This window comes from Sinorhizobium meliloti (assembly GCF_017876815.1).
GTDB classification, from domain to species: domain Bacteria; phylum Pseudomonadota; class Alphaproteobacteria; order Rhizobiales; family Rhizobiaceae; genus Sinorhizobium; species Sinorhizobium meliloti.
In genome coordinates this window covers 1,891,714-1,907,012 of the sequence record NZ_JAGIOS010000001.1, presented here as the reverse complement: position 1 = coordinate 1,907,012, position 15,299 = coordinate 1,891,714, and the positions used below count along the sequence as shown (strand labels likewise).

The following is a 15,299-nucleotide window of genomic DNA, read 5'->3' as shown; positions in this document are numbered from 1 at the left end:
CATGATCACGCGCATCATCCTCGAACTCGGCCCCTGGAGCTGGTGGGTCCTCGGCCTCCTGCTGCTGGCGGCGGAGCTGATCCTGCCCGGCGTATTCCTCGTGTGGATCGCACTCGCCGCGCTCGTCACCGGGGCCCTCTCGCTTTTCTTCTGGGAGGCGCCGTTCTGGAGCTGGCAGGTGCAGTTCGTCGCCTTCGCCTTGCTTTCGGTCGCCTCCGTCCTTATCGGGCGGCGCTTCGTCTCCTCTTCCGCCGAGAGCGACGAGCCGCTGCTCAACAGGCGCGGCGAAAGCCTGGTCGGACGGACGGCAGTGCTCGAGCAGCCGATCGCGGAAGGCCGCGGACGCGTCCGGCTCGACGACACGACCTGGTCCGTCGAAGGCCCCGACCTTCCGGTCGGCGCACGCGTTCGCATCGTCGCGAGCAGCGGCCGCCACCTGACGGTCGAGCAGATCTGAGCACATCGGAAAACCGCGTTCGGAAATGCGGTAGAGAAACGATTGATTAACCACGCGCCTTTACGATTGCGAAACGATTGCAATCAATTGCGGACAGACGGCGCATGGTGCCCAATATCTCACGCTCGATGATGGCGGGCGCCTTGCGTGTGAAGCCGCCGGCATGGCTGCTGGCGGGCTGCGCTTTTCTCGCCTGTGCGCCGGCGAGCGCGCAAAGCCTCGGCAATCCACCGCCCGCGAGCGCCACCGTCGCCATCCCTGCAGGTCAACCGCTTCCCACCACGATCGACCCGCAGTCGACCGGCGCCGTTGCCGGCACCGACCTTTCGCCGGCTCTGGACGAGGACTTCAACCGCCTGAACCGGCGCGAGGAGACGATCGACGGGCTGCGCAGGCGGATCGATCCCGATGACGGCCAGGCACCCGGCATTCGCATCGGCACCTTCGTTCTGAAGCCGGCGCTCAGCGAGACCTTCAACCACGAACGGCAGAAGAACGGCGGCAGCAGCCAGAGCCGGAGCTTCATGGAGACCGGGCTCAAGGGTTCGCTCACTTCCGACTGGTCCCGCCATCAGCTCAGCGTGACCGGCGAAGGCGTGATCCAGGACAACATATCCGGCGAAGGCCAGGAGGAGCCGCGCGCCGACATCGACGCAGAACTGCGCCTCGACCTCGGCGCGCAGACCATTGCGCGGCTGAGGGCAGGCTACAGTTTCGAACGCGAAGATGCGAACGACCCGAATGCCATCGCCAATGCGGACAGCCAATCCGGCGTCGACAGCTATCGGCTGGGCGCCGCGGTCGAGCGCGACCTCGGTCTCATTCGCGGCTCGCTCGGCGTGGATTTCGAGCGCCGCACCTATGGCGATGTCGAGCTCGACAATGGGACGACGCTCTCGCAGGAGGACCGCGACCGCAATCTCGGCACGCTCACCGGGCGGATCGGCTACGAGCTTTCGCCGGCCCTCATCCCCTTCCTCGAGGCCTCCGTCGGCAAATCGATCTATGATCTGCGTCGGGATACGTTCGGCTTCGAGCGCTCCTATGAGAGCTATGCGGGCCGCGCCGGCATGGAGGTCGATCTCGGCGAGAAGCTCAACGGAGAACTGGCGCTCGGTTACGAGACCTTCCGCTTCGACGATGCACGGCTCGCAGACCTGAGCGGGCTCTCGCTCGACGGCCGCGTCAACTGGTCGCCGCACCGCGGCACCGACGTCCTTTTCGGCGTGCTGACCTATGTCGATCCGTCGACCACTCCGGGCGAGGCTGGATCGATCAACTACGAACTGACGAACGTGGTCACGCATCAGTTGCGTTCGACCCTCGTCGGCCGGCTTTCGAACAGTCTCACCCTGCGCGATTTTCCTTCCGACGCCACCGCATCCGACGAGACCACCTGGCGAACCGGCGCCGGGCTCACCTGGGACATGAGCCGCTATCTCGCGCTCACCGGAGACGTGAGCTACGAGCGCACGGACAGGGACGAAGGCACCTCGACCGATACCACGCGGGTTGGCCTCGGCCTGACGCTGCGACGCTGAGCGGGAAGGCCGCGTTGCGCGGCTTTCCCGGCTATACAAGCGAGATTACTTAAGACCCTGCAGGAGCGTCTTCAACGGTCCTTCCACGATGGGGCGGATATCGCCGCGCTCGAGAGCGAAGGCGACGTTCGCCAGGATGAAGCCGTCCTTGGCGCCGCAGTCATACGTATCGCCGCGGAAGTGATAGGCGGCGAAGGGCTGGGCCTCGGCAAGCTTCACCATGCCGTCGGTCAGCTGGATCTCGTTGCCGGCGCCGCGTTCCTGCGTTTCCAGGATCGGGAAAATCTCCGGCTGCAGGATGTAGCGGCCATTGATGAAGAAGTTCGACGGAGCCGTCCCCTTGGCCGGCTTCTCGACCATCCTGGTGATCCTGAAACCGTCGCCGACCGTCTCGCCCACTCCGACGATCCCGTATTTATGCGCCTGGTCGGGCGCGCATTCCTCCACCGCGACGACGTTGCCGCCGGACTCTTCGTAGAGCTCGACCATGCCCTTGAGGCAACCCTTCTCGCCCTTCATGATCATATCGGGCAGGAGCAGAGCGAAGGGCTCATTGCCGACGAGATCGCGGGCGCACCAGACGGCATGGCCGAGGCCCAGGGGTGCCTGCTGGCGGGTGAAGCTCGTGGTGCCGGCCTTCGGCAGCATGGCTTCGAGGAGCTCGATCTCCGCCTTTTTGTTGCGCTCGCGCAGCGTCTGGTCCAATTCGACCTGGATGTCGAAATAGTCCTCGATGACCGCCTTGCTGCGGCCGGTCACGAAAATCAGATGCTCGATGCCGGCTTCGAGCGCCTCATCGACAACATATTGGATGACCGGCTTGTCCACCACCGTCAGCATCTCCTTCGGAACCGCCTTGGTCGCCGGAAGGAAACGGGTCCCGAGACCTGCAACGGGGAAAACGGCTTTGCGGACTTTGCGCTTGTCGGTCATTGGCACCTCCTTGCAGTGCATCTCAGTCTAGCCTGAAACAGGATAATTGAATTGGATTTAGTCGCCGATTGCCAATTTTTTGCGAAGGAAGACGACTCGGTTTTTTCATGGTAAAGACTTTGTTGACTTCGTTTCTGTAGGCTTCTCCCTCGACCAGGTACGGTTTTTTGCCGTCCGGTCACTAGAAGAACCGCATACTGCCCTTTCCAGTGGCCTGGTGCGGGCAAATTGCGAACCTCGGAGTAGTCGGTCCGGCATGAACGCCGGCTGAACGCTCCACCGAGAAACGGAACCGACAGCAGATGATGAGAAACCGCAGGACGTTCTTCCGACATATCGCCGCCGCTCTCGTTGTTGCCGCCGCTTTTGGGTCGTCGCCCGCGCGTGCGGATCAAGGTTTTCAAAACTGGATCAATAACTTCTATGCAACGGCTGCCAAGAACGGCATCAGCCAGGCGACCTATCGCAAGGCCTTCGCCGGCGTGAAGACGCCTGACCCGGCCGTGCTGGAGAAGGCGGCCTATCAGCCCGAATTCAAGCACAAGATCTGGGAGTATGTCGACGCGCGTGTCAATCCGTACACCAAGCGGATAGGACAGGAAATGGCGGCGAAGCATGCCCGCACGCTCAACGCCCTCGAACGGCACTACGGCGTCGACAAATCCATCCTGCTCGCCATCTGGTCGATGGAATCGAACTACGGCGCGATTCTCCAGAAAGACGACCGGCTGCACTACGTGCCGCGCGCGCTGGCGACCCTTGCCTATGCCGATTCGAGACGGTCCAAATTTGCCAAGACCCAGCTCATCGCGGCACTGAAGATCCTGCAGAGCGGCGACATCACCCCGCGGGAGCTGACAGGTTCCTGGGCGGGCGCAATGGGACACACCCAGTTCATTCCGACGAGCTATCTGCTCTATGCGGTCGATGCCGACGGCAACGGCCATCGGGATATCTGGAATTCGGTGCCCGACGCGCTTGCAACGGCCGCCAATCTCTTGCGGAAGAACGGCTGGCGACCCGGCGAAACATGGGGTTACGAGGTCGTCCCGCCGGCCAATGGGGCAAAATATTCGGGCCAGACGAAGACGCTCGGTCAGTGGGCGGCCCTCGGCTTCGCCCGCCCGGGCGGCAAGGGCTTCAGCAATCCGAAGATGCGGGCCGAACTGAAGCTGCCCGGGGGCGGCAACGGTCCCGGCTTCCTGATGACGAAGAACTTCTTCGTCATCAAGCGCTATAACGCCTCCGATTCCTACGCGCTCGGGGTCGGGCTTCTTGCCGATCAGATCGCAGGCTATGCCGGCATGCAGCAACGCTGGCCGCGTCCGGACGGTTCGCTCGACATCAGCGAAAAATTCGAGCTGCAGAACCGGTTGAAGGAACTCGGCTATTACGACGGCGAAGTCGACGGCAATTTCGGCTCGGGCTCGAAAGCCGCAATCCAGGCGTTCCAGAACCAGAACGGCCTGGCGCCGGACGGGGAGCCTACACAGCATCTGTTGCGCGCCCTGCGCAGGTAAACACACCCGTCGCTTTCTCCGGTCACGGCGATTCCCATCAAACGGTGCCAATCGCCGTGATCTGGCGTATGCTTGCGGGAGTGTCTGCCATTCGACGGTGAAATGATCATGCTGACGATCCTATCCCGGGGAAAGGGACTGTTTTCGCGTTTGCTTCGGCTGGCTCCCGTCTTGCTCGGCGCCGCGGCGATGGTCGCCGCCGGCTTCTTTGCCACTGTGGCCGAGGCGCAGGAGCGGGTGCCGCGGCGCAACGTGCTGCAAAGACTCTTCGGCGTCTTCACGCCGCAAAGGCGCGTCTATTACGAGGATCAATACGATCTTCGGCGCCAGCCGCGGCCGCAGCGCATACAGAAGCGCCGGGCGCAACCTTCGGAGCCAAGGCAGTCTCGCCCGAGCCGGGCCAAGCCGCGGCCAGCCGCAGCACCGCCGCCCGCGCCGGTCGTCGTGGAGAAATCTCCGGACGCCAAGAAGGTCCTGGTCGTCGGAGACTTCGTTGCCGGCAGCCTTGGTGACGGTTTGAAAGTTGCGTTCGAAACGACGCCCGGCATCGTGATCGAGACGCGCGCCAACGGCTCCTCGGGTATCGTCCGCGACGACTATTTCGACTGGCCCAAGGCGCTGCCGGACGCCATCGCGGAACTCAAGCCCGCCGTCATCGTCGTGAGCCTCGGCGCCAATGATCGCCAGATGATGCGGATCGGCGACGTGCAGGAGAAGTTCCGGACCGACGCCTGGACGGAAGAATACCGCAAGCGCGTCAACGCGCTGGCGACGTTCGCGCGCAAGGATAATCTTCCGGTCCTCTGGGTCGGAATGCCGTCCTTCCAGTCGACGTCCATGACCGCCGACATGGTGACGTTCAACGGCATCTACCGCGAAGAGGTGGAGAAGGTCGGCGGCCAGTTCATCGACATCTGGGACGGCTTCGTCGATGAAGGGGGGAAGTTCGTTCTGACCGGCTCCGACATCAACGGCCAGCAGGTCCGCCTCAGGGGGTCTGACGGCATCAACCTGACGAAGGCCGGCAAGCGAAAACTGGCCTTCTACGTCGAAAAGGATATCCGCAAGCTATTGGGCGAAGCGGCCGCGACGACGGACGTTCCGGGTGCGGAAGGCCTGAAGGACCTGGTCGTCAGCAAGCCGCTTGCCAACAAAGATATCATCAAGACGCAGCCGATCAGCCTCATCGATCCCGAACTCGACGGAGCGACCGCCCTTCTCGGCGGCGACACGCCCCTCAAGAGCACGGGCAAGAGCCCGCGCGACCGGCTCATCGAAAAGGGCGAGGTGGTCGTCGCGCCGCCCGGGCGTATCGACGATTTCCGGCTGACGAAGCAGGGGCAAGCCGGCACCACACGCTAGATCACGATGTGACGCGGGATGCGGGCGGAAAACCGCGCACACTTTTCCTCATCCCGCTCTAATGCGGAAATCGGGCTCGCCGGGAACACCGCCTCTGCCCCTCATCCGCCTGCCGGCACCTTCTCCCCGCAGGCGGGGCGAAGGGGCAAGCGGTGCACGCTCGCTCCCTCTCACCCGCTGCGGTCCACAAGAGGAGAGGGGGACTTGAGAGTGTGCCGCGAGTCCCTTCTCCCCGTCAAACGGGGAGAAGGTGCCGGCAGGCGGATGAGGGGCGCCCGTGCCACAGGCTGCCTCCCGCTTGCGGGAGGCGGGGGCTGTGCCCTAGGCAGCCTACCGCGGCAGCACCGTCGAGCCCATCAGCGCCTCGTCGATCGCGCGTGCCGCCTGCCGGCCTTCGCGGATCGCCCATACGACGAGCGACTGGCCGCGGCGAATGTCGCCTGCCGCCCACAATTTGTCGACCGAAGTCCTGTAGTCGCGCTCGTTGGCGACGACATTGGTCGAACCGCGGCGGTCGGTGTTGACCGTCAGCTTCTCGCCGAGATCCTTGAGCACGCTGTCTGCGAAGGGACCACGGAAACCGATCGCGATGAAGGCGAGATCGGCCTTGATGATGAACTCGGTACCGGCGATCGGCTTGCGGCGCTCGTCGACCTGACAGCATTTGACGCCGGTGAGATTGCCGTCCTCGTCGCCGACAAACTCGAGCGTCGCGACCTGGAACTCGCGGACAGCGCCCTCGGCCTGGCTGGAGGAGGTGCGCATCTTCGTTGCCCAGAAGGGCCAAACCGCAAGCTTGTCTTCCTTCTCGGGCGGTTGCGGACGAATGTCGAGCTGGGTCACCTTGACGGCGCCCTGGCGGAAGGCGGTACCGACACAGTCCGATGCCGTGTCGCCGCCGCCGACGACGACGACGTGCTTGCCGCCGGCGAGGATCGGCTCGGACGGCCAGCCCACGCTGTCGATGTTCTCGCGGCCGACGCGACGGTTCTGCTGTACCAGATAAGGCATGGCGTCGTGCACGCCGAAGAACTCCACGCCGGGAATGTCGGCGTCGCGCGGCGTCTCGGAGCCGCCGCAATAGAGCACGGCGTCGTTTTCATCGACGAGCTTTTGCACCGCGACATCGACACCGACATTGACGCCGCAATGGAAGGTCACGCCCTCGCCCCGCATCTGCTCGACACGCCGGTCGATGAAGTTCTTCTCCATCTTGAAGTCCGGGATTCCGTAGCGCAGCAGCCCGCCGGGCTTGGACTCGCGTTCGTAGACATGCACCTCGTGGCCGGCGCGCGCCAGCTGCTGGGCAGCCGCCATGCCGGCCGGCCCGGAGCCGATGACCGCGACCTTCTTGCCGGTCTTGGTCACGGCGGGCTGCGGCACGATATAGCCCATCTCATAGGCCTTGTCGGCGATCGCCTGCTCGATCGTCTTGATCGCCACCGGCACGTCTTCGAGGTTCAGCGTGCAGGCTTCCTCGCAGGGCGCCGGGCAGACGCGGCCGGTGAATTCCGGGAAGTTGTTGGTGGAGTGCAGGTTGCGGATCGCCTCGTCCCAATTGCCGTTATAGACGAGATCGTTCCAGTCGGGGATCTGGTTGTGCACCGGGCACCCGGTCGGCCCATGGCAATAGGGGATGCCGCAGTCCATGCAGCGAGCGGATTGCTTCTGCACTTCCTGGTCGGACATCGGAATGGTGAATTCGCGGAAATGGCGGATGCGGTCGGATGCCGGCTGGTACTTCGCCACCTGCCGGTCGATCTCCAAAAACCCAGTAACCTTGCCCATCTTATGATCCTGACATCTTCAATCTCAACAGGCGCGCCTCGAGCGCGCGTGATGGCCCCCTGAACCCGATCGGGCCGGGAGCCGTTTTCACGAGGGCCGGTTACTCGGCCGCTTCAGCCATCTTCATGCGCTCCATGTCCTCGAGCGCGCGGCGGTATTCTACCGGCATCACCTTGCGGAACTTCGGCCGGTAATCCGCCCAGTGATCGAGGATCTCCTTGGCGCGGACCGAACCCGTATAGTGCAGGTGGTTCGAGATGAGCTGGTAGAGGCGTTCCTCGTCGTGGCGCGTCATGTCGCCCGAGACGTCCACCATGCCCTTGTGCATGAGGTCGCCGCCGTGGTGATGCAGCTTCTCCAGCATGTCGTCCTCCTCCGGAACCGGCTGCAGCTCGACCATGGCCATGTTGCAGCGCCGGGCGAAGTCGCCCTCCTCATCGAGCACGTAAGCGACACCGCCCGACATGCCGGCGGCGAAGTTGCGGCCCGTGCCGCCGAGAACGACGACGACACCGCCGGTCATGTATTCGCAGCCGTGATCGCCGACGCCTTCCACGACCGCGATCGCACCGGAGTTGCGCACGGCAAAGCGTTCACCGGCGACGCCGTTGAAGTAGCACTCTCCGGAAATCGCGCCGTAAAGCACGGTATTGCCGACGATGATCGACTGGTGCGGCACGATCCGCGCGTTCTCCGGCGGCCGGACGATGATGCGCCCGCCCGAGAGCCCCTTGCCGACATAGTCGTTTCCGTCGCCGACGAGATCGAACGTGATGCCGCGGGCGAGGAACGCGCCGAAGGACTGGCCCGCCGTGCCCTTGAGGGTCACGTGGATCGTATCGTCCTTCAGCCCCTTGTGGCCCCAGCGCTTGGCAAGCGCGCCCGAAAGCATGGCGCCGGCCGAGCGGTCGACGTTTTTGATCGCGGCCTCGAAGGCGACCGGCACCTTGGTCTCGAGGGCGAGCTTCGCCTTCTCGATCAGCCTGCGGTCGAGAATGTCGTCGATCGGATGGTTCTGGCGCTCCGTCCAATACGTCGCTTCCTTCGGAGCCTCCACCTTGTGGAAGATCCTCGAGAAGTCGAGGCCCCTCGCCTTCCAGTGCTCGATCATCCGGTCGCGGTCGAGCAGATCCGAGGACCCGATGATGTCGTCGAGCCGTCTGGCGCCAAGCGATGCGAGAATCTCGCGCACTTCCTCTGCAACGAAGAAGAAGTAATTGACGACATGCTCCGGCGTCCCCTTGAAACGCTTCCGGAGCACCGGATCCTGGGTGGCGACGCCGACAGGACAGGTATTCAGATGGCACTTGCGCATCATGATGCAACCGGCCGCGATCAGCGGCGCGGTCGCGAAGCCGAATTCGTCGGCGCCGAGCAGCGCTCCGATGACGACGTCACGGCCGGTCTTCAGGCCGCCATCGACCTGCAGCGCGATGCGGGAGCGCAGACCGTTAAGCACCAGCGTCTGCTGCGTTTCGGCAAGGCCGATCTCCCACGGGCTACCCGCATGCTTCAGCGAGGTCAGCGGCGAAGCGCCGGTGCCGCCGTCGAAGCCGGCAATGGTGATGTGATCGGCGCGCGCCTTGGCGACGCCGGCCGCAACGGTGCCGACACCCACTTCCGATACCAGCTTGACCGAGACATCGGCCTCCGGGTTGACGTTCTTCAGATCGTAGATCAGCTGCGCCAGATCCTCGATCGAATAGATGTCATGATGCGGCGGCGGCGAGATGAGGCCGACACCCGGCGTCGAATGCCGCGTCTTGGCGACGGTCGCATCGACCTTGTGACCCGGTAGCTGGCCGCCTTCGCCGGGCTTCGCGCCCTGCGCCACCTTGATCTGCAGAACGTCGGCATTGACCAGGTACTCGGTGGTGACGCCGAAGCGGCCGGAGGCGATCTGCTTGATCGCCGACCGCTCGGGGTTCGTCGAGCCGTCCGGCAGCGGCAGGTAGCGATCGCTCTCCTCGCCGCCTTCGCCGGTGTTGGACTTGCCGCCGATCCGGTTCATCGCGACGGCGAGCGTCGTATGCGCCTCGCGGCTGATCGAGCCGAAGGACATGGCACCGGTCGAGAAGCGCTTGACGATCTCCGCAGCCGGCTCGACCTCTTCGATCGGGATCGGCTTGCGGCCGACCTCCTCGGCTCCCTTGATCGTGAATAGCCCGCGGATCGTGTTCATGCGGCTCGCAGACTCGTTCATCATCGCGGAAAATTCGCGATAGCGGTCCTCGGCATTGCCGCGCACGGCATGCTGCAGCGACGCGATGGCGTCCGGCGTCCAGGCATGGCTTTCGCCGCGCATCCGGAAGGCATATTCGCCGCCGATGTCGAGCGTATTGGCAAGCACCGGATCGCTTCCGAAGGCAGCCTTGTGACGCGCCACGGTTTCGGCAGCGATCTCCTCGAGGCCGATGCCTTCGATCGTCGTTGCAGTACCGAAGAAGTACTTGCCGACCAGCGCGGACGAAAGGCCGACGGCGTCGAAGATCTGCGCGCCGCAATAGGACTGGTAGGTGGAAATGCCCATTTTGGACATGACCTTGAGGATGCCTTTGCCGACCGCCTTGATGTAGCGGTAGACGACTTCCTTCTCGTCGACTTCCTTCGGAAACTCGCCGCGCTTGTGCATGTCGACGAGCGTGTCGAAGGCGAGATAGGGGTTGATCGCTTCCGCGCCGTAGCCGGCGAGCAGGCAGAAATGATGAATCTCGCGCGGTTCGCCCGACTCGACGACGAGGCCGACCGACGTGCGCAGACCCTTGCGGATCAGGTGGTGATGGACGGCTGCGGTCGCGAGCAGCGCCGGGATCGCCACGCGATCCGGACCGATCTGCCGGTCGGAAAGCACGATGATGTTGTAGCCGCCCTTGACTGCCGCTTCCGCCCTTCCACAAAGACGATCGAGCATTTCCAGCATGCCTTCGGCACCGCGGGAAATGTCGTAGGTGAAATCGAGCGTCTTCGTGTCGAAGCGGTCCTCGGTGTGGCCGATCGAGCGGATCTTCTCGAGGTCGCCATTGGTCAGGATCGGCTGGCGGACTTCCAGCCGCTTCGCATGCGCCATCCCCTCATGGTCGAGGATGTTCGGGCGGGGACCGATGAACGAGACGAGGCTCATCACCAGTTCCTCGCGGATCGGATCGATCGGCGGGTTGGTGACCTGCGCGAAGTTCTGCTTGAAATAGGTGTAGAGCAGCTTCGGCTTGTCGGACATCGCCGAGATCGGCGTGTCGGTGCCCATCGAGCCGATCGCCTCCTGACCGGTCGTCGCCATCGGCGACATCAGGAGCTTCGTGTCCTCATGGGTATAACCGAAGGCCTGCTGGCGGTCGATCAGCGACACGTCGCGGCGCAGCGCCCGCGGCTCGACCGGCTTCAGCTCTTCGAGGATCAGCTGGGTGTTGTCGAGCCATTGGCGATAGGGATGCTTGCCGGCGAGCGACGACTTCACCTCCTCGTCGGAGATGATGCGGCCCTCTTCCATGTCGATCAGCAGCATCTTGCCGGGCTGCAGCCGCCATTTCTTGACGATCTTGTCCTCGGCGACCGGCAGAACGCCGGCCTCCGACGCCATGATGACGCGGTCGTCGCTGGTGACGATGTAGCGCGCCGGGCGCAGACCGTTGCGGTCGAGCGTGGCGCCTATCTGGCGCCCATCGGTGAAGGCGACCGCCGCCGGTCCGTCCCACGGTTCCATCAGCGCCGCATGATATTCGTAGAAGGCCTTGCGCTCCGGCGACATGAGCTGGTTGCCGGCCCAGGCCTCGGGGATCAGCATCATGACGGCATGCGAGAGCGAATAACCGCCGCGCACGAGGAATTCGAGCGCATTGTCGAAACAGGCCGTGTCCGACTGACCTTCATAGGAGATCGGCCAGAGCTTGGAAATGTCGTCGCCGAAGAGCGGCGAGGAAACGGAAGCCTGCCGTGCGGCCATCCAGTTGACGTTGCCGCGCAGCGTATTGATCTCGCCGTTATGCGCAACCATGCGATAGGGATGCGCGAGCTTCCAGGACGGGAAGGTGTTGGTCGAGAAGCGCTGGTGCACGAGTGCGACGGCCGACTGGAAGCGCTCGTCGGCGAGGTCCTTGTAATAGGCACCCACCTGATAGGCGAGGAACATGCCCTTGTAGACGATGGTGGTGGTCGACAGCGACACGATATAGAAGCCGAGATCGCCACCATCGGCTTCCGCATAGATGCGGTTTGAGATCACCTTGCGAAGCGTGAACAGCCGCCGTTCGAATTCGTCGCTGCTCGCGGCCTCCCGGCCAGCGCCGATGAACACCTGGACATGGTGCGGCTCGGTCGCGGCGATGTCGGGCGCTTTGGAGAGAGACGAATTGTCGACCGGCACGTCGCGGAAGCCGAGCACGATCTGGCCCTCCTCGGCCACGACCTCGCTGATCACCTCCTTGAAGTGGGCGATAAGCGCCTCGTCGCGTGGCATGAAGAGATAGCCGACGGCATATTCGCCCGCCTTCGGCAGGGTCACGCCCTGCTTCGCCATCTCCTCGCGGAAGAAGCGGTCGGGGATCTGGACGAGAATGCCCGCGCCGTCGCCCATCAGCGGGTCGGCACCGACCGCGCCGCGATGCGTGAGGTTTTCCAGCATGAAGAGGCCATCGCGCACGATCTGATGCGACTTCTCGCCCTTGAGATGGGCGACGAAGCCGACGCCGCAGGCATCATGTTCGTTCCGTGGATCGTAGAGCCCCTGTTTTCGCGGCAGCCCGGAGGGGAATGCGGGCGTTTTCACAGCCGTCGCAGCGTCTTGTGCGAGGTTGAGCCCAATCTGTCGTGATGGCGAATGATCCGTCATCTTTTCCCTCCTGTTGAACCCGGCGATTCCGGGCATAACGCGGCCCGCACGCAGTTGCCGCATGGCGCTTTTCGCACGGCGGCAAGCCGGGGCATTATCGTCGCATGATCCTGATCAGGTCGCAAATGAAGCGCGGCCGCGTCAGGCACTGATGTCCGCGACCATACTGACGCCAAGGAATAACGACCGGATGAAATCCGGCGAAACCCCCTCGCGCTCCACGCCGGCTGCCGCTTTTCACGGTGCTTCCGGCGATTGTTCCGGCCCCTAGACCGAAATAGGACAGCAAACCTGTCCTATTTCATGCGCTCTATGCCAGAAACCGCCCCCCTTCGCAAGGGCCTCGGCCGCAAATAATGCGAGAGATTTTGCCGAACATTGCCGGAAATTGCGCGGTTTTGAAATTTAATTACCGGCACCGGGCACTTTCTTTACTTTGGTTTCAAACTGGTCTCCGGTTGGCACTCAAGGTAGGCACAGTTAAGCGCAGCCGCTTGCTTGCCGACGGGACTCGGCTATGGTCGCGCCGGCGCGCCTCTGCGCGCCGCGTGGCTCGATGTAAACAGGGTAAGCTTCAGATGATCTTCTCCTCCGACAACTGGGCCGGCGCCCATCCGGCGATTGCCGAAAGTCTGGTCGCGAATGCGCAGGGCTATGCTTCCGCCTACGGCACGAGCGAACTCGACCGGAGGGTGGAACAGAGATTTTCGGAGATTTTCGAGAGGGACGTCGCGGTATTCTTCGTGGGCACCGGAACCGCCGCAAATTCCCTTGCGCTTTCGAGCGCCAATCGGGCGGGCGGAATCGCTTTCTGCCATCGCGAAGCGCATGTGAACGTCGACGAGTGCGGCGCGCCGGAGTTCTTCTCGCACGGCGCGAGGCTGTGCCCGGTCGAGGGCGCCCGCGGCAGGATGGAGCCGGCGAAGCTCGAGGCCGAAATTCGGCGGCTCCCGAGGGAGAACGTCCATGGCGGTCAGCCGATGGCGGTGACGCTGACGCAGGCGACCGAGAGCGGCACCGTCTATTCGCTCGACCAGATCGAAACGATCGGTTCGATCGCCCGCTCCCATAAACTGCCGCTGCACATGGATGGCGCCCGTTTCGCCAATGCCCTGGTCAGCCTTGGTACGACACCGGCCGAGATGACCTGGAAGCGTGGCGTCGATCTGCTTTCGTTCGGCGGAACCAAGAACGGCTGCTGGTGCGCCGAGGCGCTGGTGCTCTTCGACCTTTCGAAGGCGCAGGAGATGCACTTCCTGCGCAAGCGCTCGGCTCAACTCTTCTCCAAGTCGCGCTTCGTCGCCGCCCAGTTCGACGCCTATCTTGCCGGCGATCTCTGGCTCGATCTTGCGCGCCACGCCAACGCGATGGCACAGCGCCTCGCCGACGGCATCACCGCTTCGGCCGGGAGCCGGCTTGCCTGGGCGCCCGATGCCAACGAGGTCTTCGTCGTGCTGAAACGGGAGGCCGCGGGTCGGCTGCAGCGGCAGGGCGCGCTTTTCTACGATTGGGAAGTGCCGCACGATCTCGAAGGCAGCCTCGCGGAAGACGAAGGGCTCTATCGCCTGGTTACCAGCTTCGCCACCCGCGCCGAGGACGTCGACCGTTTCGTCGCCGCCTGCTGATGCGGGCCGCACGGCAGATATCGAAGCGCGCCGCATGAAATCGTTCGAATGCGCCGCGCATCGCGGCCGATAGAGCGGGATGAGGAAAAATCTGTGCAGTTTTCCGCCCGCATCCGGCGTCTCAACTTCCTGGAATAGATCATGTTCATGTTTTTAGGCCGACCCGGCCTAAAAACATGAACATGATCTAGGGCTTGCATCCGGCTTCCGGATGGGCTTACACGGCAAGCACCATGCGCCGTTATCTCCCCGACACCTTTACCATCCTCCTGATGCTGACAGTCGCTCTCGCAGCGGTTTTGCCCATCGACGGTACCGCCGCGGCCTGGTTCGCAATCGCGACAAAGCTGGGTGTCGGCCTGATCTTCTTTCTTCATGGCGCACGGCTTTCGCGCGAGGTCGTCATTGCCGGCTTCCTGCATTGGCGGCTGCACATTGCGATTCTCTTTTCGACTTTCGCCCTTTTCCCGCTCATCGGACTCCTCATCGGTTTCGTCCCGCCATGGATCCTGCCGCCGTCGCTCTATACCGGCATCCTTTTCCTCTGCGTTCTGCCCTCGACGGTACAGTCGTCGATCGCATTCACGTCGATGGCCGGCGGCAATGTTCCGGCAGCCGTCTGCGCCGCATCGGCCTCCAACATCTTGGGCGTGTTCCTGACGCCGCTTCTCGTCGGCGTCATCTTCTCGGCCGGCGGACATGGCGGCGTATCGCTCGACGCGATCGAACAGATCCTCCTGCAGCTGCTTGCCCCCTTCGTCGCAGGCCAGATCCTGCAGCCCTGGATCGGCGACTGGATTCGCGCCCGCAAGAAACTGCTCGCGCCGGTCGACCGCGGTTCGATCCTGATGGTCGTCTACCTGGCTTTCAGCCAGGCCGTCACGGCCGGCCTCTGGCACGCCTTCACGCTGAGCGACCTTACGATCCTCATCGCTATCGAGATCGTCCTCCTCGCGCTTATTCTGACGGCCACCACATTCGGTAGCCGGCTGCTCGGGTTCGACCGCGCGGACGAAATCGCCATCACCTTCTGCGGATCGAAGAAGAGCCTGGCGAGCGGCATTCCGATGGCAAGCGCGATCTTCGCCGGGCAGAACATCGGCATGATCGTTCTGCCGGTCATGCTGTTCCATCAGATTCAGTTGATGGCCTGTGCGGTCATTGCCCAGCGTTATGCCGCCAAGGCGGCAGAGCTCGAAGGAACCGCTATCCCGGCTACCCTCACCTGAAGAGCACAAACGAAACGGC

Annotated in this window: 9 protein-coding genes; 6 read left to right on the top strand and 3 right to left on the bottom strand. The window is 63.6% G+C overall.

All coding sequences use genetic code 11. From position 1 onward, the window contains the following. Position 1: 1 nt before the first annotated feature. Both JOH52_RS08870 and JOH52_RS08865 read left to right on the top strand, forming a co-directional pair. Positions 2-457 carry an NfeD family protein gene (locus JOH52_RS08870; RefSeq protein WP_003531117.1) on the top strand — a complete coding sequence of 152 codons (456 nt, stop codon included), beginning with the start codon at positions 2-4 and terminating at the stop codon, positions 455-457. A 104-nt stretch (positions 458-561) separates the two neighbouring features. Beyond that, positions 562-1,998, top strand: a complete 1,437-nt coding sequence (locus JOH52_RS08865; protein ID WP_013844845.1) for an outer membrane beta-barrel protein — start codon at positions 562-564, stop codon at positions 1,996-1,998. A gap of 45 nt (positions 1,999-2,043) precedes the next feature. Here JOH52_RS08865 and galU read toward each other — a convergent pair whose 3' ends face one another. Then, a complete protein-coding gene (gene galU, locus JOH52_RS08860) occupies positions 2,044-2,931 on the bottom strand; it encodes a UTP--glucose-1-phosphate uridylyltransferase GalU (protein WP_010970204.1) in 888 nt (295 codons plus the stop codon). Positions 2,932-3,233: 302 nt separating this feature from the next. On the opposite strand from galU, the gene JOH52_RS08855 reads away from it, so the two are divergent. Both JOH52_RS08855 and JOH52_RS08850 read left to right on the top strand, forming a co-directional pair. Further along, positions 3,234-4,451, top strand: a complete 1,218-nt coding sequence (locus JOH52_RS08855; RefSeq protein ID WP_003531122.1) for a lytic murein transglycosylase — start codon at positions 3,234-3,236, stop codon at positions 4,449-4,451. A gap of 102 nt (positions 4,452-4,553) precedes the next feature. Continuing rightward, positions 4,554-5,813, top strand: coding sequence for an SGNH/GDSL hydrolase family protein (locus tag JOH52_RS08850; protein WP_017265709.1), 1,260 nt, complete (start codon positions 4,554-4,556; stop codon positions 5,811-5,813). A gap of 330 nt (positions 5,814-6,143) precedes the next feature. Here the strand turns inward: JOH52_RS08850 and JOH52_RS08845 are convergent, their stop codons facing one another. Further along, a complete protein-coding gene (locus JOH52_RS08845) occupies positions 6,144-7,601 on the bottom strand; it encodes a glutamate synthase subunit beta (protein WP_014529900.1) in 1,458 nt (485 codons plus the stop codon). Positions 7,602-7,701: 100 nt separating this feature from the next. After that, positions 7,702-12,426 (bottom strand): glutamate synthase large subunit, encoded by a 4,725-nt coding sequence (gene gltB, locus JOH52_RS08840; protein ID WP_107010536.1) that lies wholly within the window; start codon positions 12,424-12,426, stop codon positions 7,702-7,704. Between the two features lie 578 nt (positions 12,427-13,004). On the opposite strand from gltB, the gene JOH52_RS08835 reads away from it, so the two are divergent. Further along, positions 13,005-14,051, top strand: a complete 1,047-nt coding sequence (locus JOH52_RS08835) for a threonine aldolase family protein (RefSeq protein ID WP_010970208.1) — start codon at positions 13,005-13,007, stop codon at positions 14,049-14,051. A 233-nt stretch (positions 14,052-14,284) separates the two neighbouring features. Continuing rightward, a complete protein-coding gene (locus JOH52_RS08830; RefSeq protein ID WP_010970209.1) occupies positions 14,285-15,280 on the top strand; it encodes a bile acid:sodium symporter family protein in 996 nt (331 codons plus the stop codon). Positions 15,281-15,299 lie beyond the last annotated feature (19 nt).

Bases quoted from the DNA above. Each gene is read 5' to 3' on its own strand.
- gltB (WP_107010536.1), bottom strand. From the start codon at position 12,426: ATGACGGATCATTCGCCATCACGACAGATTGGGCTCAACCTCGCACAA.
- JOH52_RS08850 (WP_017265709.1), top strand. From the start codon at position 4,554: ATGATCATGCTGACGATCCTATCCCGGGGAAAGGGACTGTTTTCGCGT.
- JOH52_RS08855 (WP_003531122.1), top strand. From the start codon at position 3,234: ATGATGAGAAACCGCAGGACGTTCTTCCGACATATCGCCGCCGCTCTC.
- galU (WP_010970204.1), bottom strand. From the start codon at position 2,931: ATGACCGACAAGCGCAAAGTCCGCAAAGCCGTTTTCCCCGTTGCAGGT.
- JOH52_RS08845 (WP_014529900.1), bottom strand. From the start codon at position 7,601: ATGGGCAAGGTTACTGGGTTTTTGGAGATCGACCGGCAGGTGGCGAAG.
- JOH52_RS08835 (WP_010970208.1), top strand. From the start codon at position 13,005: ATGATCTTCTCCTCCGACAACTGGGCCGGCGCCCATCCGGCGATTGCC.
- JOH52_RS08830 (WP_010970209.1), top strand. From the start codon at position 14,285: ATGCGCCGTTATCTCCCCGACACCTTTACCATCCTCCTGATGCTGACA.
- JOH52_RS08865 (WP_013844845.1), top strand. From the start codon at position 562: ATGGTGCCCAATATCTCACGCTCGATGATGGCGGGCGCCTTGCGTGTG.
- JOH52_RS08870 (WP_003531117.1), top strand. From the start codon at position 2: ATGATCACGCGCATCATCCTCGAACTCGGCCCCTGGAGCTGGTGGGTC.